The 21,776-nt window shown below is 43.5% G+C and carries 23 protein-coding genes; 15 read left to right on the forward strand and 8 right to left on the reverse strand.

Annotated elements, in window-relative coordinates:
* Positions 1 to 24: 24 nt before the first annotated feature.
* The 10 genes from rsgA to ACPD8L_RS15695 all read left to right on the forward strand — a co-directional run bounded on the left by rsgA (position 25) and on the right by ACPD8L_RS15695 (position 12,460).
* Positions 25 to 975 carry a ribosome small subunit-dependent GTPase A gene (gene rsgA, locus ACPD8L_RS15650; RefSeq protein ID WP_423944451.1) on the forward strand — a complete coding sequence of 317 codons (951 nt, stop codon included), beginning with the start codon at positions 25 to 27 and terminating at the stop codon, positions 973 to 975.
* Positions 975 to 1,427 (forward strand): D-aminoacyl-tRNA deacylase, encoded by a 453-nt coding sequence (gene dtd / locus ACPD8L_RS15655; RefSeq protein WP_116217349.1) that lies wholly within the window; start codon positions 975 to 977, stop codon positions 1,425 to 1,427. Before rsgA ends, dtd begins: the two co-directional genes overlap by 1 nt.
* A gap of 81 nt (positions 1,428 to 1,508) precedes the next feature.
* Positions 1,509 to 3,416 (forward strand): DUF3857 domain-containing transglutaminase family protein, encoded by a 1,908-nt coding sequence (locus ACPD8L_RS15660; RefSeq protein ID WP_423944454.1) that lies wholly within the window; start codon positions 1,509 to 1,511, stop codon positions 3,414 to 3,416.
* Entirely contained in the window at positions 3,413 to 5,353 is a 1,941-nt protein-coding gene (locus tag ACPD8L_RS15665) for a transglutaminase family protein (protein ID WP_116217351.1), read from the forward strand. The genes ACPD8L_RS15660 and ACPD8L_RS15665 overlap by 4 nt, the downstream gene beginning before the upstream one ends.
* A 35-nt stretch (positions 5,354 to 5,388) precedes the next feature.
* Positions 5,389 to 7,326, forward strand: coding sequence for a DUF3857 domain-containing protein (locus ACPD8L_RS15670; protein ID WP_423944456.1), 1,938 nt, complete (start codon positions 5,389 to 5,391; stop codon positions 7,324 to 7,326).
* Between the two features lie 60 nt (positions 7,327 to 7,386).
* The gene (locus ACPD8L_RS15675) at positions 7,387 to 7,713 is read left to right on the forward strand and encodes a nucleotide pyrophosphohydrolase (protein WP_129654675.1); all 327 of its coding nucleotides are present in this window, start codon (positions 7,387 to 7,389) and stop codon (positions 7,711 to 7,713) included.
* Between the two features lie 70 nt (positions 7,714 to 7,783).
* Entirely contained in the window at positions 7,784 to 9,013 is a 1,230-nt protein-coding gene (locus ACPD8L_RS15680) for a 3-phosphoshikimate 1-carboxyvinyltransferase (protein ID WP_293302829.1), read from the forward strand.
* Between the two features lie 87 nt (positions 9,014 to 9,100).
* A complete protein-coding gene (gene queA, locus ACPD8L_RS15685; RefSeq protein ID WP_116217355.1) occupies positions 9,101 to 10,150 on the forward strand; it encodes a tRNA preQ1(34) S-adenosylmethionine ribosyltransferase-isomerase QueA in 1,050 nt (349 codons plus the stop codon).
* A 76-nt stretch (positions 10,151 to 10,226) separates the two neighbouring features.
* On the forward strand, positions 10,227 to 11,267 hold the full coding sequence (gene rlmN, locus ACPD8L_RS15690; RefSeq protein WP_116217356.1) for a dual-specificity RNA methyltransferase RlmN: 1,041 nt from the start codon (positions 10,227 to 10,229) through the stop codon (positions 11,265 to 11,267).
* Between the two features lie 218 nt (positions 11,268 to 11,485).
* Complete coding sequence (locus tag ACPD8L_RS15695) at positions 11,486 to 12,460, forward strand: polyprenyl synthetase family protein (RefSeq protein ID WP_116217357.1); 975 nt, start codon at positions 11,486 to 11,488, stop codon at positions 12,458 to 12,460.
* Between the two features lie 107 nt (positions 12,461 to 12,567).
* Here the strand turns inward: ACPD8L_RS15695 and ACPD8L_RS15700 are convergent, their stop codons facing one another.
* Together ACPD8L_RS15700 and ACPD8L_RS15705 are read right to left on the reverse strand one after the other, a co-directional pair.
* Positions 12,568 to 12,816 (reverse strand): zinc-ribbon domain-containing protein, encoded by a 249-nt coding sequence (locus tag ACPD8L_RS15700; RefSeq protein ID WP_423944461.1) that lies wholly within the window; start codon positions 12,814 to 12,816, stop codon positions 12,568 to 12,570.
* A gap of 37 nt (positions 12,817 to 12,853) precedes the next feature.
* The gene (locus ACPD8L_RS15705; protein WP_423944463.1) at positions 12,854 to 13,153 is read right to left on the reverse strand and encodes a 7(1) septoil knot domain-containing protein; all 300 of its coding nucleotides are present in this window, start codon (positions 13,151 to 13,153) and stop codon (positions 12,854 to 12,856) included.
* Between the two features lie 155 nt (positions 13,154 to 13,308).
* Between ACPD8L_RS15705 and ACPD8L_RS15710 the strand changes: the two genes are divergently transcribed.
* Entirely contained in the window at positions 13,309 to 13,938 is a 630-nt protein-coding gene (locus tag ACPD8L_RS15710; RefSeq protein ID WP_423944466.1) for a 2OG-Fe(II) oxygenase, read from the forward strand.
* 6 nt (positions 13,939 to 13,944) lie between these two features.
* Here the strand turns inward: ACPD8L_RS15710 and ACPD8L_RS15715 are convergent, their stop codons facing one another.
* Positions 13,945 to 14,253, reverse strand: coding sequence for a phosphoribosylpyrophosphate synthetase (locus tag ACPD8L_RS15715; protein ID WP_293302816.1), 309 nt, complete (start codon positions 14,251 to 14,253; stop codon positions 13,945 to 13,947).
* 9 nt (positions 14,254 to 14,262) lie between these two features.
* Positions 14,263 to 14,793 (reverse strand): flavodoxin domain-containing protein, encoded by a 531-nt coding sequence (locus ACPD8L_RS15720; RefSeq protein ID WP_293302813.1) that lies wholly within the window; start codon positions 14,791 to 14,793, stop codon positions 14,263 to 14,265.
* Between the two features lie 168 nt (positions 14,794 to 14,961).
* On the opposite strand from ACPD8L_RS15720, the gene dnaG reads away from it, so the two are divergent.
* On the forward strand, positions 14,962 to 16,935 hold the full coding sequence (gene dnaG / locus ACPD8L_RS15725; protein ID WP_423944469.1) for a DNA primase: 1,974 nt from the start codon (positions 14,962 to 14,964) through the stop codon (positions 16,933 to 16,935).
* A 61-nt stretch (positions 16,936 to 16,996) separates the two neighbouring features.
* Here dnaG and ACPD8L_RS15730 read toward each other — a convergent pair whose 3' ends face one another.
* Positions 16,997 to 17,626: a response regulator gene (locus ACPD8L_RS15730; protein ID WP_116217363.1), complete on the reverse strand. Its 630-nt coding sequence runs from the start codon at positions 17,624 to 17,626 to the stop codon at positions 16,997 to 16,999.
* 166 nt (positions 17,627 to 17,792) lie between these two features.
* Positions 17,793 to 18,581, reverse strand: a complete 789-nt coding sequence (gene nadE, locus ACPD8L_RS15735; RefSeq protein ID WP_116217364.1) for an NAD(+) synthase — start codon at positions 18,579 to 18,581, stop codon at positions 17,793 to 17,795.
* A gap of 65 nt (positions 18,582 to 18,646) precedes the next feature.
* On the opposite strand from nadE, the gene gldB reads away from it, so the two are divergent.
* Both gldB and gldC read left to right on the forward strand, forming a co-directional pair.
* Positions 18,647 to 19,624: a gliding motility lipoprotein GldB gene (gene gldB / locus ACPD8L_RS15740; RefSeq protein ID WP_423944473.1), complete on the forward strand. Its 978-nt coding sequence runs from the start codon at positions 18,647 to 18,649 to the stop codon at positions 19,622 to 19,624.
* Entirely contained in the window at positions 19,625 to 19,957 is a 333-nt protein-coding gene (gene gldC, locus ACPD8L_RS15745; protein WP_116217366.1) for a gliding motility protein GldC, read from the forward strand. It begins immediately after the preceding gene.
* 3 nt (positions 19,958 to 19,960) lie between these two features.
* Here the strand turns inward: gldC and ACPD8L_RS15750 are convergent, their stop codons facing one another.
* A complete protein-coding gene (locus ACPD8L_RS15750; protein ID WP_423944475.1) occupies positions 19,961 to 20,461 on the reverse strand; it encodes a hypothetical protein in 501 nt (166 codons plus the stop codon).
* 94 nt (positions 20,462 to 20,555) lie between these two features.
* Between ACPD8L_RS15750 and ACPD8L_RS15755 the strand changes: the two genes are divergently transcribed.
* Positions 20,556 to 20,942: a GTPase gene (locus ACPD8L_RS15755; RefSeq protein ID WP_423944477.1), complete on the forward strand. Its 387-nt coding sequence runs from the start codon at positions 20,556 to 20,558 to the stop codon at positions 20,940 to 20,942.
* Between the two features lie 14 nt (positions 20,943 to 20,956).
* Here the strand turns inward: ACPD8L_RS15755 and ACPD8L_RS15760 are convergent, their stop codons facing one another.
* On the reverse strand, positions 20,957 to 21,682 hold the full coding sequence (locus tag ACPD8L_RS15760; RefSeq protein WP_293302799.1) for a pirin family protein: 726 nt from the start codon (positions 21,680 to 21,682) through the stop codon (positions 20,957 to 20,959).
* Between the last annotated feature and the right edge of the window lie 94 nt (positions 21,683 to 21,776).

The following is a 21,776-nucleotide window of genomic DNA, read 5'->3' on the forward strand; positions in this document are numbered from 1 at the left end:
TTTGCAGGTAAATATGAACAAATAGTGAACGGAATTGTCTATAAGTCTACTGGAAGTTGGTACACCGTGAAAGCGGAGGATGGGGCTTTTTATGAGTGTAGGATCAAAGGCAAGTTTCGGACCCAAAACATAAAAAGTACCAATCCCATTGCGGTGGGTGACTTTGTTACCTTTGATTTGGAAAAGATTGGGGATGAACCCGTTGGCGTTATTTCTGAAATAGGGGAGCGGAAGAACTACATCATTCGAAAGTCGGTGAAACTTTCCAAACAGACCCACATCATAGCAGCCAATCTGGACCAGGTTTTCTTATTGATCACGCTGAACAACCCTACCACCTTTACCAGTTTTATAGACCGCTTTTTGGTGACGGCAGAGGCATATGACATCCCTGTGGTACTTCTGTTCAATAAGATGGATGTCTATGATGTCGATGAGGCGGCGGAGGTGAAATATTTGATTGATCTGTATCAAAAAATTGGGTACCACTGTATTGAACTCGCTGCCAAGGAAGGAAAGAATGTTGACTTGGTCAAGGATTTGATGAAAGACAAAACAAGCATGTTCTCAGGGCACTCCGGTGTGGGGAAATCCACTTTGGTCAATGCCTTGGAACCCGGACTTCAATTGAAGACCGCGGAAATTTCCGAACAGCACCTACAAGGGCAACACACTACTACCTTTGCAGAGATGTACGACCTGTCGTTTGGGGCAAGGATTATTGATACCCCCGGAATAAAGGGATTTGGTATAGTGGATATGGAACCCGACGAGATTGGCGACTATTTTCCAGAGTTTTTTGAGCTGAAATCCCAATGCAAGTTCAATAATTGTCTGCATATGGATGAACCCAAATGTGCCATAAAGCAAGCGTTGGAGAACGACGAAATTGCATGGAGCAGATATAGGAGCTATGTTCAGATGATAACCGGGGAAGAAGAAAATTACAGAACGGATAATTACAGGGAACGTTAATGAGAGCGGTTATACAACGCGTATCCAGCGCCAGTGTCACAGTGGATGGGACAAAAACAGCAAACATAGGCCAAGGTCTCTTGGTACTGTTGGGCATAGAGGATGCCGATGGCAAGGAGGATATCGAATGGCTATCCAAAAAAATGGTCAATCTCCGGATTTTCAATGACGATGATGAAGTTATGAACCGCTCCGTTCTGGATATTGGGGGAGAGGTCATAGTGGTAAGTCAGTTTACCCTGCACGCCTTGACCAAAAAGGGTAACAGGCCATCTTATATCAAAGCCTCAAAACCCGATGTGGCCATTCCCATCTATGAAGCTTTTGTGAAAAAGCTGGAGCAGGACCTTGGTAAAGAGGTCGGTACAGGTGTTTTTGGTGCCGACATGAAGGTAGAGCTCCTGAACGACGGTCCCGTGACCATCCTTATCGATACAAAGAACAAGGAATAACGATCTTTTGTCGATTTAGGTTTCCATTTTTGTAAGAAATTGGTCATATTGCTATAGTAATGTAACCGATCAACCTCAACAATGCGTGCTCTTTTCCAATGCCTACTGATTCTTAGTGTCCATTTTTCGTTTTCCCAAAACTACAGCTATCATACTATTCCAGCAGAACTGATGGAGAATGCCGATGCTGTGGCCCGGCTTGATGAGATGGATATCCGTATTGAGGCCATGGATAGAATGACCTATACCGCAAGGCAAGTTGTCACGGTGCTGAACAAATCTGGCGATGCCTTTGCCAGAACACGGGCATTTTATGACAAAGAGAAAAAAATAAAGAAAATTGAAGCCGTAGTCTATGATGCTTCTGGAAATGAGATTCAGCGGATCAAGCGTAGGGACTTTAATGATATAGCCGCAGTGGATGGTTTTTCCCTTTATCTGGACGATAGATTACTGTATTATAGATATGTGCCCGTTCAATACCCATATACATTGGAATTTAGTTATGAGATTGAAACCTCGGATACGGGCATTTTGCCTCCATGGTATTTTTTATCGGGGTATGATATCAGTGTGGAGGAAAGTAAATATGCCATCAGTTACCTTTCCAATGGTTTGAAGCCGATCATTGAGGAATCAAACCTTTTTGACATTACTGTTGATAAGGATGAAAGTCAAGGAAAAATAAGCTATACGGCCAAAAACATCCCGGCAGTGGTAGCGGAAAGCCTTAGCCCGTCATTCAATGCCATATGTCCAAAATTATCGGTACGGTTACCCAATTTTCATTACAAGGGTTATAATGCCAAGGTGGACAATTGGAACGATTTGGGACTCTGGATCCAGAAGGAGCTGTTATCTGGTCGTGCAGATTTGGAGGACGGCACGGTACAAAAGGTAAGGGGGCTTGTGGAAGGAGTGGATGATGATATTGAAAAAGCAAAGATTGTATACCAATACATGCAGGACAACACAAGGTATATCAGTGTGCAGATAGGAATAGGAGGTTTTCAACCGATAAGTGCCATTGAGGTGGATAGGGTAAAATATGGCGATTGTAAAGGGCTTTCCAATTATACTATGGCCCTGCTGAAGGCTGTTGGGGTGGAATCGTACTATGCCGTAGTGGAGGCAGGGGGCACCAAAGTCGATTTCAAGGAAGATTTTGCAGATCTTTCCCAAGGCAACCATGCCATTGTTGCCATTCCCTACCAAGGGGAATATTATTGGATAGATTGTACATCCCAAGTACATCCTTTCGGATTTATAGGGGACTTTACAGATGATAGAAAAGTTTTGATCGTAAAGCCCGATGGCGGGGAAATTGTTACCACAACTTCATATGTAAATGAGGAAAACCTCATGAGAATGAGTTCCACCTATACAATTCAGGAGGACCTTTCCCTTGAGGCCAATGTCACTATTGAAACCATGGGCGTTCGTTATGACAATCATTTTGGATTGGAGGGAAACAAGAAAGAAGATATCATCGAATATTACAAAAACTTTTGGGGCAACATCAATGGGTTGTCCATCTCTGATTTTAGTTTCGAAAACAATAGGGATGATGTGGTTTTTACGGAGAAAGTCCAGTTAAAGGCCCATGATTTTGTGTCCAAGAACGGGGATGATTATTTATTGACTTTGAACGTGTTGGATAACAATTCTTTTATACCTCCCAGATATCGGAACAGAAAACATTCATTTGTGATCCAACGGGGATATTTGGATGAGGATGAGTTTACCATCCAATTGCCCAAGAACTTCGCATTCACATTTTTGCCGGAGAAACACAAGGAGGAGACCAAATTTGGAACCTATGAAGTTGAGGTTGTGAAAAAGAGCGATACGGAATTACTGTATAAGAGAAAACTACTCATAAAAAAAGGCAATTATCCCAAAGAGGAGTATAACAAGTACAGATCTTTTAGAAGGACCATTGCCAAAATGGACAACCAAAAAATTGTTTTAAAACGTCAAGACCTATGATACGAAAAATCGCGTTACTGATTGCCCTGGTTTCGGTCTGTGCCCAAGGACAGGAATTGAAATTCGGGAAAATTTCCAAGGAAGAACTTATGGAAGCCACCCATCCCAAGGATACATCGGCTGCTGCTGCTTATCTGTTGAAAAAGCGGGAATCCTACTATACCTACAACAGCGGGGTGGGGCTTAATCTGGTGACGGAGGTGCATGAGCGAATAAAAATCTATAATACGGACGGGTTTGATTACGCCACTAAGACCATTGATCTATACGAAAGTGGGGCGTCAGATGAGAAGGCCACTTCCATCAAAGGGTATACCTATACCTTGGAGGGGGGTAAAGTTGTTGAGACCAAGCTGGGCAAAGGCAGCATCTTTAAATCCCAACAGTCAAAGAATAGGAACCAAGTTAAGTTTACCATGCCCAATGTAAAGGCGGGATCTGTTGTGGAGTATCAATATAGGATAACATCGCCCTTTGTGCAGAATATAGATGAGTTCGTGTTTCAACATTCCATTCCCATCAAAAGATTGGAAGCTGAAATGAGAATCCTGGAGTATTTTAAATTCAACCAAAGACAGAAGGGCTTCCTTCCCCTTGTTCCTAAAGTGGATAAGATCAGGGATGCCGGGTTGGGCATGGAAGTGACAAAGGTTACCTATAACTTGCAAGATGTTCCGGCTCTAAAAGAGGAAAAGTTTGTTCCCAATATTACCAATTTTAGGTCTGGAGTCACCTTTGAGATCATGTCCTTGGAAATACCGGGGTCTACCTACGATGTATACTCCAAAACATGGGATGATGTGGCAAGGACGGTTTATGAGAACAGCTCTTTTGGCGATGAAATGAAACGAAGCAACTATTTTGAGGAAGAGCTCAACATGGTCCTTCAAGGCGCCAGTGAACCTCAGGAAAAGGCCAAAAGGATATTGGCATTTGTCAAGGAAAAAGTAAAATGGAATTCCTTTGTGGGGTACACTTCCGATGAAGGAACCAGAAAGGCGTACAAGGAAGGAACAGGAAACAGCGCTGATATTAACTTAATGTTGGTATCCATGCTCAACCATGCCAATATTCCGGCATACCCCGTTTTGGTAAGCACGCGCGACAATGGAATTCCCTTGTTTCCAACCCTTCAAGGGTACAACTACGTGGTGGCCGTGGGCAAAATAGATGGGGAATATCATTTGTTCGATGCCACCAATGTTTTCACCACCATGGATGTATTACCCACTAGGACACTGAACTGGTTTGGACGAATTATTTCGGAAAATGGAAACTCTGAAGAAATTGACCTTATGCCCAGAAAAAGCTCCATGGATGCCATAATGATGACCGTTGACCTTAACGATGACGGTTCCATGGATGCCAAGTGTAGGCAACAGTATACCAATCACAATGCGTTGCTGTTCAGGAATTTGTACAATGGAGGGACAGAGGAAACGTTTCTAGGGAATCTGGAAAAGGAATTGGGCGATATAGAGATTTCGGACTATGATTTGCAGAACAATCTGGATTTGGACAAGCCGGTAGTGCAGAATTTCAACTTTTTCAAGGAAGATGCCTTTGAATCCATTTCAGGAAAATTGTATCTCTCACCCATGTTCCATTTGGCCGTAAGTGAGAACCCCTTTAAGTCGGAGGAAAGGGAATATCCAATAGATTATGGGTTTCCTTGGCAAGACCGATACATGATTACCATTAACATTCCCGAAGGATATAAGGTGGAACATTTGCCCGAACCCATGGCCATGGTGTTGCCCGATAATTTGGGACAATTCAAGTACAACATATCCTCAAACCAAGACTTTATCAATGTTCGTGTTGAACTAAGCATGAATACGGCCGTTTTTCCTCCAAATTATTATTTGGGACTCAAAGAGTTTTATCGTCAAGTGGTTGAAAAGGAATCGGAAAAAGTGGTTTTGTCAAGGATTTGATTTGCTCAAAGTTGCATAAGGGCATTATTTTATTCATGGTATTTAACCTTGCGGGGTTGCTCTCTGCCCAACAGGCAAGTGAGTTTGGGGTATTGGACCAGTTTGAAAAAGACTTTAAGTCTTACGAGAAGGATACCACCGCCGCTGCCATCTATCTCTATGAAAAAGGTGAAAACTATTTTGAGGCCAGGCAAGGGTATATTTGGTTGATCACAACCTACCATGCAAAAAAGAAGATACTCAAGAAACAAGGTTTTGATGAGGCAGAGATCATTATCCCGTACTACCGTGCCAAGTCGGGGAAGGAAAGGGTCAATGCGATAAAAGCAATGACCCATAATGGGAACAGAAGACAAGTGGTTTCCAGCGACAAGATTTTCGATGTGGATGTGAACGAACGGCTGTCCCAAATAAAATTCACTTTCCCAAGTGTGGAGGTGGGATCGGTTTTGGAGTATAGCTATGAAATCCAATCCCCTTTTTTCTATAATCTTTCGGGGTGGGAATTCCAAAGTAGGATTCCAAAGCTGTACTCGGAGTACAATGCCAAAATTCCTGGGAACTTTAAATACAATAGATCCTTAATTGGTGAAATCGGTTTGGATGTAAATGATGCCAGTATCAAGAAGAGTTGCTTTAGTGTGCCAGGTATTTCCCAGAGGGCCGATTGTGAGGTGTTAAAATATGTGATGAAAGATGTGCCCGCTTTTAAAGAAGACGAAGAGTATATGCTTTCTTCGGACAATTACAGGTCTACGCTGGAGTTTGAGCTTTCGGAATACGTATCACTGGATGGCATCAAACAAAAGTTTACCAAGACTTGGAGGGATGTGGATAAAGAGTTCAGGACCGATAAGGATATTGGCGGACAATTAAGGAAGAAGAATTTCTTTGAAAAAAATGTTGAGCTGGATCTGATTGCCAGAGGAGAAAGTGATTTGGAAAAAGCCAAAAACATCTATGGGTTCGTTAAGGAACACTATACCTGGAACAACAAATACAGTATTTTCAGAAACAATAATGTAAAAGATGCCTTTGACAGGAGAACAGGAAATGTGGCAGAAATCAACATCACCCTTATCAATCTGCTCAATGCTGCCGATATTAAGACAGACCTTATGGTACTTTCTACCCGATCCCACGGTTTACCCAAGCGTAACCACCCGGTAATGTCCAATTTCAACTATGTGGTTGCCAAGACCACCATTGATGGAAACGAATACCTGTTGGACGCCACAGAGAAAGAAATGCCCTTTGGAATGTTACCCTATCGCTGTTTAAACTATTATGGAAGGGTCATGGATCTGGATGGGGAAAGTTATTGGTTTGACATCTTACCGGAAAAAAACAACAGCCGGAGCGTACAGGTTAAAATGGAACTGAAAGATGATAAGGCTGTGGGGACATTGGATGATATTACCATGGGTTATGAAGCCTTTTTCAAGCGGGACGAGGTGGCCAAGACCTCTAAAGGAAAATATTTGGACGAAATGGAAAAGGAAATGGACGATGATTTTGTCATCCAAACCTATGAAACCAATTCCGAAAAGTCGGATGAGAGAACTTTGGTGGAACATTTTGAGTTTGAGTTGCAGAACATGAATATGGATAATACGGTGTTTTTTAACCCATTTGTGGTCCGTTTTTTTGCTACTAATCCTTTCAAATCCGAACAGCGATACTACCCAATTGATTTTGGTTTCCTGAGAAATTACAGGTACATGGCGAACATAAAGATTCCCGAGGGGTACAGGGTAAAGGAGTTTCCAGAGGTGGTCAATCTGGCTTTGCCGGACCAAAGTGCTTTACTTCGGTTTGAGTGCAAGGAATATCAAGGTATAATCAATGTGTACTTCAACTTTAAGCTCAATTCAACACAATACAACAGTGAAGGTTACGCATACATAAAAAAGTTTTTCGAAAGGGCGGTAAATGTACAGAACCAAAGCTACTTGGTGCTGGAAAAACTGTAGGAATACCTCCGAGCTTCTTAAATTTGCAATGCAACTTTTGGTAACTTAAACAAAATCAACGTGGATATACAAAATGCACAATTGGCCGTAGACGAATGGATCAAGAACCATGGAGTGCGTTACTTCAACGAGCTCACCAATATGGCCCAGCTCACGGAAGAGGTAGGGGAAGTGGCCCGGATCATAGCCCGGCGCTATGGGGAACAAAGCGAAAAAGAATCCGACAAGGCTAAGGATCTTGGGGAAGAATTGGCCGATGTGCTCTTTGTGGTCCTTTGCCTGGCCAACCAAACAGGCATTGATCTTCAGGAGGCTTTTGATAAAAAATTGGAGATAAAGACCAAACGGGACCACGATCGTCACCAAAACAACAAAAAGCTTAAATAAAGTTGTCCTGCTAAAAGGACATTAGGTACGTTTTTTCTAGTTTTGGACTTTCTATCAAACCACAATTATCTTGAGACTTCAACTTTCCGCTCCGCAAGACAAAAAGCTGCAAAAAACCATTCAGATCACAGGTTCCAAAAGTGAGACCAATCGATCTTTGTTGCTTCAGGCCCTGTTTCCCAATGTAAGGATTGAAAACCTTTCCAATTCTGATGATGGCCAGGTCATGCAAAAAGGATTGAAGAAGACGAGCGGGGAAGTGGATATCCACCATGCAGGCACCGCCATGCGTTTTTTAACGGGCTATTTTGCTTCGCAAGAAGACAAAGAGGTGATATTGACAGGTTCCCAGCGAATGCAGGAACGTCCCATCAAGGTTTTGGTAGAAGCATTGAGAAATTTGGGTGCCCGTATTGAATATGTGAAGGAGGAGGGGTATCCTCCCATAAAAATTTCCGGAAAAAAATTGGACAAGGACAAGGTTTCCTTGCCGGCCAACATCAGTAGCCAGTATATTTCTTCCCTACTTTTGATAGCCCCCAGTCTCAAAAATGGATTGGAGTTGGAGCTTGTGGGGAAGATCACTTCCGTACCCTACATTAAAATGACCTTGTCCCTTTTGGAACAGATAGGGGTCAGTACTTCCTTTGAGGGGAATACCATCAAGGTTGAGCCCAAAGAAACTGTTCAGGATACCACTCTTGTAGTGGAATCGGACTGGAGCTCGGCCAGCTATTTTTACAGCATTGTGGCACTTTGCGAAGTGGGTACGACCATCCAATTGTCGTCCTATAAAAAGGATTCGCTACAGGGCGATAGTGTTATGGCGGAAGTTTATAAGGATTTTGGGGTGGAAACCACTTTTGGGGAGCATACCATTACCTTGACAAAAACTACGGATGAAATCCCTCAACATGTAGAATACGATCTGTCCAATGCACCGGATACCGCCCAAACCATCTCTGTTACCTGTTTAGGATTGGGAATGGGGTGCCATCTTACAGGATTGCATACCCTCCCCATAAAAGAAACCGACCGTTTGGCGGCCATGCAAACCGAGCTGTCCAAGTTTGGTGCAAAAGTGGACATTGATGCCGAGAGTCTAACGTTACAACCTACATCAAGTTTGAAATCGGACGTGGCGGTAGATACCTACAACGATCACAGAATGGCCATGGCCTTTGGTCCCTTGGCGGTTAAAGCTTCCTTTAGGGTCAATGATGCCGAGGTGGTTTCCAAATCCTATCCAGATTTTTGGAACGACCTGTCCACCCTAGGTTTTGGGGTTGCCGAAGTGTAATGGGCATTTAATCACCAAATTACTTGACATCCCCTATGGTGAGGTTGTATATTTGCCGCTCTTAAAAAAAATCGAAAAAAAGCTTAGATGAAATTATCAAACTTCAACTTTGAGTTACCAAAAGAATTATTGGCCGAATATCCTGCTGAGAACAGGGACGAATCCAAACTGATGGTAGTTCATAGGGACACTGGAAAAATTGAACACAAAATGTTTAAGGACCTGATCGATTATTTTGATGAAGGTGATGTAATGGTCCTGAACAATACCAAGGTGTTTCCAGCACGACTTTATGGAAACAAGGAGAAGACCGGTGCCCGTATTGAAGTTTTCTTGCTCAGGGAGCTCAACCAAGAACAAAGGTTGTGGGATGTTTTGGTAGATCCAGCCAGAAAGATAAGAATTGGAAACAAATTGTATTTTGGTGAAGACGAAAGTTTGGTGGCAGAGGTAATCGATAATACCACTTCCCGAGGAAGGACCTTGCGCTTTTTGTATGATGGATCGTATACCGATTTCAGGAGAAAACTCCGTGAATTGGGCGAAACACCACTTCCCAAATACATCAAAAGAAATGTTGAGCCAGAGGATGAGGAAAGATACCAGACCATCTATGCAAAATACGAAGGAGCCGTTGCGGCACCTACTGCTGGATTGCATTTTTCCAAGCACTTGTTGAAGCGTTTGGAGATCAAGGGAATCGATTTTGCCGAAGTGACCCTTCATGTTGGTTTGGGAACCTTCAACCCGGTTGAGGTGGAGGATTTGTCCAAGCACAAAATGGACAGCGAGGAGTTGGTCATCGATGAAAAAGCCACCGAAGTGGTAAATTCGGCCAAGGACGATAAGAAAAAAGTATGTGCCGTGGGTACTACGGTAATGCGGGCCTTGGAGAGCGCCGTTTCATCTGAGCACACGCTCAATACTTTTGAGGGATGGACCAACAAGTTCATTTTTCCTCCCTACGATTTCAGTATTGCCAATTGCATGATCACCAACTTCCATTTACCCAAGTCGACCTTGCTGATGATGGTATCTGCATTTGCTGGCCATGACCTGATAAAGAAAGCGTACAAGCAGGCTATTTTGGAAGGGTACCGTTTTTACTCTTACGGAGATGCCATGCTTATCCTTTAGGATAAAACTTTAAATAGATAAGAATCCCGTTTGGTTCAACGACCAGCGGGATTTTTTTCTTGATTATCTTTAAACTGTGGAAACAAAGAAGAAAGACATACGGGCCTTGACCAAGGAACAACTGCGGAATTTTTTCGTGGAGCGCGGTGATAAAGCTTTCCGGGGCAATCAGGTGTATGAGTGGCTCTGGCAGAAATCGGCTCACACCTTTGATGCCATGACCAATGTTTCCAAAGAAACCCGGCAAATGTTGGAGGAACACTTTGTGATCAATCACATTCGGGTGGACCAAATGCAGCGGAGTTCGGACGGGACCATAAAAAATGCGGTGCGCCTCCATGATGGTTTGATTGTGGAGTCCGTACTTATTCCTACCGAAACCCGGACCACGGCTTGTGTGTCCAGTCAGGTGGGATGTAGTTTGGACTGCAGGTTCTGCGCTACGGCACGGATGAAGCGCATGCGTAACCTCAATCCGGATGAGATTTACGACCAAGTGGTGGCTATAGATAATGAGAGTCGATTGTATTTTGATAGACCCCTGAGCAACATTGTTTTCATGGGAATGGGAGAACCGCTCATGAACTACAACAATGTGTTGAAGGCCATTGATATGATCACCTCGCCCGAAGGATTGGGCATGTCCCCAAAGAGAATTACGGTTTCCACATCGGGGGTTCCCAAGATGATCAAGAAAATGGCCGATGAGGAGGTCAAGTTTGGTCTGGCGGTTTCCCTACACTCCGCCATTGATGAGGTCCGAACCTCCATTATGCCCTTTAATGCCACTTTTTCCTTGGCCGATTTACGGGAGGCATTGGAATATTGGTACAGCAAGACCAAAAGTAGGATTACATACGAATATGTGGTCTGGGAAGGTATCAACGACACTCAGGAAGCTGCCGATGCCCTGGTCAAATTTTGCAGGTTTGCCCCATCCAAAGTGAATTTGATAGAGTACAACCCCATTGATGATGGCGAATTTCAGCAAGCTTCAAGTACTGCAGTGGATATGTACCAGCGTACCTTGGAGAAAAATGGAATTACTGTTACCGTACGTAGATCTAGAGGAAAGGATATTGATGCTGCCTGCGGGCAGTTGGCCAATAAGACGTAGTTTTAGGATGTCCGATGTCCGATGTCCGATGTCCGATGTCCGATGTCTGATATCTGATATCTGATATCCGATGTCTGATGTCCGATTTCTGACGATCAACCATCATCCAATCATCGAGCATTTGGTTCATCTGTTCTAAAACTTACTCCTTCCTATGACCAACTCTTTCATTTTCGCTACTTTTAGGGTTTTAAATCAAATTCGCCAAACCTAACGCATTGAAAATCGTTTCTCAGATTAGGGAACCCATTGAAGATGAGATGGAACTTTTCGAGGAAAAGTTTCTAAAATCCATGTCATCCAAGGTGGCTTTGTTCAATAGGATCACCTATTACATTGTTAACCGAAAGGGCAAGCAAATGCGGCCCATGTTCGTCTTCCTTACCGCAAAATTACTCAATGGTGAAGTCAATGAAAGGACCTATTGCGGGGCATCCATCATTGAGTTGATCCACACGGCCAGTTTGGTCCATGATGATGTGGTGGACGATAGCAACAAAAGGCGCGGTTTTTTTTCCATAAATGCCTTGTGGAAGAACAAAATTGCCGTTTTGGTGGGCGATTTTCTGTTTTCTAAAGGACTTTTGGTGGCCTTGGAAAACAAGGATTACGATTTGCTACATATTATTTCCAATGCGGTTCGGGATATGAGCGAAGGGGAGCTCCTTCAAATTGAGAAGGCTCGACTTTTGGATATCACCGAGGAGGTCTATTACGATATCATTCGCCAAAAAACAGCCACCTTGATCGCAGCCTGCTGCAGTATGGGGGCCTGTTCCGTCCGCCCAGATTCCGAAGAAGTGGAAACTTTCCGGAAGTTTGGGGAACTTTGTGGTATGGCGTTCCAAATTAAAGACGACCTGTTTGATTATGGTGCCGAAAAGATTGGAAAACCTACTGGAATCGACATCAAGGAGCAAAAAATGACCCTTCCATTGATCTATGCCCTTAATCAAAGCGATAAGGAGAAAAAAAGTTGGCTCATCAACTCCATCAAAAAGCATAACAAGGACAAGAAAAGGGTAAAAGAGGTTATCGCCTACGTAAAGGAAATGGGTGGCTTGGAATATGCCGTGGAGAAAATGTTGGAATTTAAGGACCAAGCCCTTGCTTTGCTGGACAATTACCCTGATTCAGATTACAAAGCATCCCTTACTCTGATGGTGAACTACGTTGTGGACCGTAAAAAGTAGTGTTCGTATCAGAGGACAGGTTCAAGCTCAAATTCAAGTTCATTCAGTTGTCAGTTCGAGTGCAGTCGAGAACGAAAAATAAGCTTTACACGATTTTCCAAGAGCCTCTATTTTGAAGATATCAATGCCTGTTCCATCTCAGGGGTAAACTCTTCTTTATAATAGACCCGCTTGCAATGAGAGCACTCTGCATAACTGGTATTGTTTATGGTAAAAACGGGAATCCAGAACACATGGGCCTGATTGGCCTGACGAACGGCGGTCAAAGTGCCCGTTTGATGGCAATGGGGACAGACCACGTGATGTAGGGTCTTGGTTTCCTTTTTTCCTGACTTTGTCCCAAAGAAAAGAATCATACAATGCATTTTGTATAGCAAAGATACCGTGTTTGCTTTACTCCTGTATCAATAGGTCAATTTCATTTTTTAGGGAATTGTTACGCCAACCGGCCTTGTACTCCGAGTCAACAAAAAAGACCTTCAAATCAGCTTGATATTCCCTGTCGACCATGAAAATGGTAAAATCTGCCTGATACTCCCTATCGGTAAAATACCAAAGCCCCTTGTTGCCATGCGCTTTGTAATCCCGATCCACTTTATGGACCAAAAGATCGGCTTTGTAGTCCCGGTCCACTTCAAAAACACTATAATCAGCTTTGTAATCTGCATCGGTTGGGAAAACCCTTTGAGCCATAAGGTTTTGTGATAGAAATAATAGAATAAGGACTGGGAAGACATTTTTCATGATAAGCTTTTGAATAGGATTATTTATTTGAAATCAAATACCTTACCAAACAAATTGATTTTCTGCTTTTAAATATTTTCTACATTCGCACACAAGTTGAAAAGTTGAAAGCCTATCACAGTATAGAGAATTGGTTGTCCTGGATGGACGATGTCTCTGATAAGGATTATGTGATCATTGATTGTTTTCTTCGGGAGGAGCTTTATTCCAGGATTCGGTCATTTTTTCTCTCCAAGTTGCCCAATTTTAAGGAAGCGGGGATTGGGACCGATATCGATAACCAGATAGATAATACTATCCGGGGTGATTTTACTTATTGGTTGGACCGTAAAAGAGATGAACAACTCCAGCCCTTTTGGAGCGTGGTGGACGAGATACTGCACATGTTCAACCGCTACTGCTTTTTGAGTCTTTCCGGATACGAATTCCATTTGGCCCATTACCCATCTGGTGGGCATTACGATAAACATTTAGATCAGTTTGAAAACCGGAACAACCGAATGATCTCTGTGGTGATCTACCTCAATGAAGGTTGGCAGAAAGGGGACGGGGGCGAATTGGAGATTTTTGAGAAAGATGGGTCCAGCTTTTTGGTGGAGCCTGTGGCCGGTCGTTGTGTAATGTTCAAGAGTGCCGAGGTTCCCCATGCAGTGCTCCAATCCCATAAAAGTCGATTTAGCTTAACCGGATGGCTATTGTACCAACCTTCGGTTCTGGGGCAGTTTTTTGGATAGGCCTCCTTATTTTTTGTGATAGGGTATTTTTTGGATCAAATCCACATTTTGATTGTGTTCCGCACTGTTGGACATGACCAAGGTGCCATGGATGCCATCGCTGGCCCTTATGGCAAAAACTGTGGCTTGATCACTGGGATTGGTCATGCCCTCAAAACGATACGACGCCAAAATGATCAGTTCGTTGGGTTGATATTCCTTTTTGGAATATAGGGCCTTGATACAATCGTCCTTAGCTTCAAAGTCTTCTTTATAGCCCTCTTGGGTCAAGGTGTTCACGGCTTCGGAAAGGGTGTCAAAATTATAGTTGTCCATAAGGTTAAGTTAACCAATATCATTGATAAATCCCAAAATGGTCGTTTTCACCTTACCCCAATCCGTATACTCATGGTCCTTGCCTGTATCGGTGGCACCACCCTGTTTCTTGGCGATCATGCGCATGATCAATTTTTTAAAATAATCATATTGGGTGTAGCGCAACGCCCCTGCTATCTGCCAAACGGTGCTGGTTTGCCAACCAGTCTGTTCCAAAAAATCCTTGGAAATCTTTTCGGCTTCCTCGTGTTCTTCCGGAATGTTGGAAGCCACGGCCATGCTTACCGAGAAAAAGGCGCTTGGTTTTCCGTTCAGTGCCTCCACATGGTCCATAATGTATTGTTTGATGGCATTGTTGTATTTGTGCATATGGATGGAACTACCTACAACAACCGCATCAAAATTGGAAGGAGCGGGTGGTTCTTCCATGGCATTGGAAATGGTAACCTGGTGTCCGGCTTCTTGGAGAACTTCCTCCATGAACCGGGCAATCTTTCGAGTCTGCCCTTCAATGGTCCCATAAATGATCAAGATTTTCATGACTGTGTTATTTTTTATTGTGATACCCCAAAGTCACGAAAATAATCCGATGTAGTCTATGATAATGATCAGGATGGGGATGATGCATTCAAGACACGAAATCTTAGAGTGCAATTGGTCAAAATTTTGTTTTTTAGCTACCTTTAAAGGCTGCAAAGAAGAATTCCATTGATTTCAAAAACCACCATAGATCAGGTATATGAAACTTCCCGGGTAGAGGAAGTGATCGGGGATTTTGTACAGTTGAAAAAATCGGGGTCCAATTTTAAGGGGTTGAGCCCCTTTACCGATGAGCGTACCCCCAGTTTTATGGTCAGTCCCGTAAAGCAAATTTGGAAAGATTTTAGTAGTGGCAAAGGGGGCAATGTGGTGGCCTTTCTCATGGAGCACGAACACTTTACCTACCCTGAGGCCATTAAATACTTGGCCAAGAAATACAACATAGAGATAGAGGAGACCGAGCAGACCGATGAACAAAAAGAGCAGGCCAATGAGCGCGAGAGCATGTATCTGGTCTCGGAATATGCCCAGAAGTATTTTTCCCAGACCTTATGGGACAGCGAACCGGGAAAAGCCATAGGACTCAGCTATTTTAAGGAACGCGGTTTTACCGATGAGACCATAAAAAAATTCGGGCTGGGTTATAGTTTGGACGAGTGGGAAGCGTTTACCCAATCGGCCTTGGAAGAAGGGTATCAACTGGAGTTTCTGGAAAAAACTGGACTCACCATTGTAAAGGAGCAAACTGGGGGCGAGACCAAAAAGTTCGACAGGTTCAAGGGAAGGGTCATGTTTCCCATCCATTCCATGAGTGGCAGGGTGCTGGGATTTGGAGGTCGTATCCTCACCAGCGATAAAAAGGCGGCCAAGTACCTTAATTCGCCCGAAAGTGAGATTTATCACAAGAGCAAGGTGCTTTACGGGATATACTTCGCCAAACAGGCCATTGCCAAGGAAGACAATTGTTTTTTGGTGGAAGGCTATACCGATGTCATCCAAATGTACCAACGTGGGGTGGAGAATGTGGTATCCTCCAGTGGAACGGCCCTTACCCCGGAACAGATTCGGTTGATCAATAGGCTCACTAAGAACATCACCGTACTTTTTGATGGGGATGCGGCAGGGTTGCGGGCCTCACTAAGAGGTATAGATTTGATCTTGGAACAGGGCATGAACGTAAAGGTCTGCACCTTTCCTGATGGGGAAGATCCTGATAGTTTTGCGAAGAACAATACCTACGAGGATTTGGTACTCTATTTGGAGGAGAACGCCAAGGATTTTATCCAGTTCAAGGCTTCCATTTTAACAAAAGAAGCAGCCAACGACCCTATAAAACGAGCCGATACGGTCAGGGATATTGTGAACAGTATCAGTAAGATACCGGACCGTATCAAAAAAGAGATCTACATTCAGGAGTGTGCCAAAATAATGGCGATTTCCGAAGCGGTTCTCTACAATACCTTGGCCCAGATTGATAAGAAATTGGCGACGGAGGTAAATAAAGCATACAAGCAGGAACAGAAAGCCTTTGAAGTGGTCAAAAATGATCCTGTGGTGCAAAAGGTGGATGTGCAATATGAGCTGGAGCGAAAAATCATAGAGATGCTACTGCTCTACGGAAACCAAAAGCAAGAGTTTGAGGACTTGGTGTTGAAAGAGAACGAGGATGGGGAATTGGTCTTGGAACCCGAAGTGGTTGAGGCCAAAGTGTATGAAAAAGTCTATTTGGACCTTCAGGAGGATGAGATTGAACTTACCAACGAGCAGTTTAGGGCCATTTATTACAAGCTTATAGAAAGCTTGAACGAGAATGATGATTTTGCGGTGAACACCTTTTTGTCCGAGTTGGACCAGGAAATCATTCCCGAAGTATCATCCATTTTAATGGAAGAGGAGCAGTACACTCTGCACGATTGGGAGCGTAAGGACATCTATCCAAAAGAAAAGCAATCCGGTGTTGCACAGTTGGTGGGGGAGACCATCCTGACCTTACGCTGCAACCTTATAAAAAACCGGATACAAAAGCTACAGGAACACACCCAAGACAACAATGGGGATAACAGCGAAGTTTTGGAAGAGATCATGAACTACCTGCAATTGAACAAGCTGCTCAATGCCAAACTGAACAGGGTATTGTCCTAAAAAGAAATCCCGGGCAAAAATGCCCAGGATTTACCAGCTTTAGTTTGTTTGGGTTGGTTATTTAATAAAGTTCTAAAGCTTTTGCTTGTTGTAGTAGATCTACCAAGTTGTCCACATTTAACTTTTTCATTAAACGGGCCTTGTACGTACTTACCGTTTTTTCGTTGAGGTTGAGCCCTTCGGCTACCTCCTTGTTACGTTTTCCACTGGCCAAAAGCTTTAATACCTCGACCTCTCTGGATGATAATTTCCTAAAGAACCTTCTCGGTTTTTGGGTGCCCTCATCAAAAGCAAGGCGTTGGGCAAGTTCGTTGGTAATGAACATGTTGCCTTCGCTTACCTTTTTTACGGCAGAGATGATGTAGTCCAAATCGGCAGTTTTGGACAAATAACCAAATGCACCGGCACGGATGGTGCTCAGGGCGTAGACATCTTCAGATTGTCCACTGTACATTAGGGTTTTAATGTCGGGGAACTCCAATTTCAATTTTCTTAGAGTGGCAATTCCATTGATTTCAGGAATATCCATTTCCAGCATCACCACATCGGGGGTAACTTTGGCAAGTGTCTCAAATAATTCAGACGTTGTGGAAACATCTGCAATGATCTCTATATCTTGACTGGATTCGAGCACTTGCTTAATGCCAAGTCTGACAATCGGATGATTATCAGCAATCAATACTTTTATCATTTGGTTTGAGTTTAGTATAATTAATTGGTTGGTTAGTGACTAATTTACCTACACGGTATGGCAGGCAAGATAACAATTTGATGACGTAAAACTGTAATTTTTTTCTTAAAACCATAGAATTTCTATGGTTTTTTTCGTCTTAATTTGGGATTTTTGGGACAAAAGGTCATTTTAAGTGGCTTGGAATCTCACAAATAGGTATAGGAATCATCTTATGCTTATTCGCTGTATTGAACCGTTTGTAAATGGTAAAGACCTCTTTTTCCCTATCGGCAAAATCAGCTACGGTTTTTCCTTGGTCATCCATTTTCATGGCCCATTCCAATTCTGGATATGATGCACCTATTTGGTCCTCATCGGTTCGGCTGTCGCCCCAAAGACCGTCAGTAGGGGCTGCTTCCATAATGTCTTGGTTTACCCCAAGTACCCGTCCCAACTCATAGACTTCGGTCTTTACCAAATCGGCAATAGGGCTTAAATCTACCCCACCATCACCATATTTGGTATAAAAGCCCACTCCAAAATCCTCTACTTTGTTTCCCGTTCCGGCCACTAAGTAGCCTTCCAATGCCGCAAAATAGTATAAGGTGGTCATCCGAAGTCGCGCACGGGTATTTGCCAGCGACATAAACCGTTCCTCTTCGTCCTCAACCTTTGGGAAGGCATCTACGAGACTGTCAAAGACAGGGGTCAGGTTTACAGGTTGACGGGATACATTGGAAAAATTCTCCATAAGCCAGTCAATATGCCGGTCCGCGCGGGTAACTTGGTTTTCACCTTGGTGTATGGGCATTTCCAAACACAAAAGGTCCAGACCTGTTTTGGCACATAGGGTAGAGGTCACAGCCGAGTCTATCCCTCCGGACACACCGATTACAAAACCTTTGCATTTGGCGTTTGTGGCATATTCCCGAAGCCAATCCACGATATGGTCTATTACCTTTTCTGTTTGCATATCCTATTTTTAGATTCTATAAATTACCTTTGTGCCCTGTAAATTTAAACGCTGTTGCCTTAAAAATGAAGCGCTTGCCTAAATACTTTCTTTTTTACATTTTGTGTGGTTCCCTTTTTTTAACGTTGGGATGCGAGGAAACCGATAAGCGTGAGGAGGAAATTGCCAATATCCCCATTGATCTTGAGGTGTTTCGGTTTGATCGGGAATTTGCGGAAGCAAAGCCCCAGGATATCCCAAAGTTAAAATCCAAATATCCGTACTTATTCCCTGAGCAGTTTTCGGACAGCATATGGGTGGCCAAGTTGACCGATACCCTTCAGGTTGAACTTTCAGGGGAAGTGGGTAAGGCATTTGGAAGTTTTGAGCAGGAAGCGGAGGATTTGGAATCCCTTTTTAAGCACATCAAATATTATTTTCCCAATGTTGTGGTGCCCAAGGTGGTGACCCTTACTTCGGATGTTCGGTACAATGACCGTATTATTCTCACGGATACCCTTTTACTGATAGGTTTGGACAATTATTTGGGAAAGGACCATCATTTTTATGGAGGCATTCAACGGTATATCGCGGAAGGGCTCGATAAAAAATTCCTTGCTTCGGATGTGGCCAGTGCCTTTGCCAAGAAAGTGCTCAACTATCCCAGAAACCGAAGCTTTCTATCTCGAATGGTGTATTATGGCAAGGAGCTATATCTAAAGGATAGGTTGCTTCCCTCCATCACCGATGCGCAAAAAATAGGATACTCCCAAGAAGAAATGGATTGGGCCAAGACCAATGAGGAGCAAATGTGGAAGTATTTTGTGGAGCGCGAGCTGCTTTACAGTACCGATTCCCAATTGGACAGAAAGTTTTTGGACCCGGCACCCTTTTCCAAATTCGGTCTGGAGCTGGATAATGAGTCCCCAGGTCGCTTGGGTCGCTATATGGGATGGCAGATTGTGAGAGCGTTTATGGAGAGGAATCCCGTTGGTCTTCAACAACTTTTGGATATTCCGGCCGATGAAATATTGAAAAAATCAAATTACAAACCCAGAAAATAGATGGCAGTAGAACATACTTCGGAAATAAAATTGACGGTAGGATTGGATGAGAACAGGGTTCCCGAGGAGCTCAGGTGGTCGGCGCAGGACGGCGGTGTGGAAAATGAGGAGGCCAAGGCCATGATGTTGTCCGTTTGGGATAGTAAGAACCAAGAGTCCTTAAAGATTGATCTTTGGACCAAGGATATGCCGGTCGATGAAATGAAATTGTTTTTCCATCAAACCTTGACGACCATGGCAGATACCTTTATGAAAGCCACACAAGATGAAAAAATGACGGCGACCATGAAGGATTTTTGCGATTATTTCGCGGAAAAAATGGAATTGAAGTAAGCACTATTCCCCCAAAGGTTGGTCATACCGATTGAATTTTGATTTTTCTTCCCCCCGAAGGTCTAGATGGCGCTCAACTTTGTCTTTTGTGGGTCTTTGGAGAAAAAGATAGAAAATCAAAAAAGAGGCAATGATCAAATAAGCAAGGTTTTGGGTGTTGTGGAAGATTACGATGGCGAACAAGGCCGGACCTTCCAATAAAGCATATTTAATAATGCTGGCGGTTTGAAACCGAGCCAATTTTTGGCGCAGATCAAGGTCTTTGGGAATGCTTCCGATCATTTTCCTGAAAATAAAACTTCCCAAGAATATACCAGTGATGGCAATAACTGGAATGATGGCCAGAAACACATCTTCCGAATCTGAGAAGTCCAAAACGGGATTTTGAACTTGGGTGTAAAAGAAAATACCCAAAATCACGGGACCGGCCATAATCCCCATGTGCAAAAAGGATAGGGTTTTAATAAAACTATTGGGGGTGATCGGGGTGGTGGTGTTTTTCATAATTTGGTTTGTTGTATAAAGAAACACAAAATATCGACAAATGTGAAGACTTGGGATTTTTCAGGAGCGTTCAGATGTAAAACATAAAAACAAAATGCCACGACTTTTGTTGGTCTATAATGCCGATTCTGGCACCCGAAATGCCATTTTGGACAGCATGCATAAAGTGTTCAGTCCGTCTACCTATGCGTGCAATCTCTGTGACATCACTTATGGCTTGGTTTCAGAGAACAGGGTCTGGAAAAAATTCCGAAAGGAGAGGGGTGGACAACTGGAGTTTTTGCACAGGGATGAGTTCAAGAATCAATATGCCAGTAAGTTTGGGGCCAAATTCACGTTTCCCATTGTCTTGATTGAAACCCCTATGGATTTGGAAGTGTTCATTACCACGGATGAGCTGAACCAACTTCAAACGGCCGGTGAGTTGGTCGCCTTGGTGGAGCAACGCATAAAAAACGCCCCTTTAAAGGGGCGTAGTTAAGTAGTCTTGAGAATTTATCCTATGGCTTCAAGCGCCATGGGGACTTCCATCAATAGTACTCTGCTATCTGTCAGGGCGGTAAGGTCAAAAGAATCGGTTTCCCATATACCAAAACCATCCCGTTTTTCCAATGGCTGTCCGTTGATTTCCACTTCACCTTCCAGAACAAAGACATAAACACCATTCCCTTGCTTTTTTAAAGTATAGGTATCCGAGGAATTGGGTTCAAATTTCCCCAAGTGGAACCAAGCGTCTTGATGTGCCCAAACACCCTCATCCTCTGGGTTGGGAGAAAGCACTTGGTAGAAGGTATTCTCTTTGGCAATATCCCGAATGGAGATTTGGTCGTACCGGGGCTCCACATTTCGTTGGTTGGGGAATACCCATATTTGGAGAAACTTCACGTCCCTGTCCTCATTTTTATTGTATTCGCTATGGAAAATCCCGGTTCCGGCGCTCATGACCTGTACATCACCTTCTCTTATGGTGGTGGTGTTCCCCATACTGTCCTTGTGCTCCAAATCGCCTTCCAAAGGAATGGAAATGATCTCCATGTTGTCATGGGGGTGGGTGCCGAAGCCTTTCCCAGGTGCAACTTGGTCATCGTTCAAAACACGGAGCACTCCAAAATGCATCCGCTCTGGATTTTGGTAGCCTGCAAAACTAAAAGTATGGTGGCTGTTGAGCCAGCCGTGGTCGGCGTGACCTCTTGTGGCTGCTTTGTGCAATACGGTTTTCATGCTATTAACCTTCTTGATTTATTAATACTCAGTTATCGATAATAAGTCGTAAAAGGCAAAGTTGACTTACAGAACTTGCCATAAGTGGAATGGA

The sequence above is a fragment of the Flagellimonas algicida genome (assembly GCF_049629585.1).
Lineage (GTDB): Bacteria > Bacteroidota > Bacteroidia > Flavobacteriales > Flavobacteriaceae > Flagellimonas.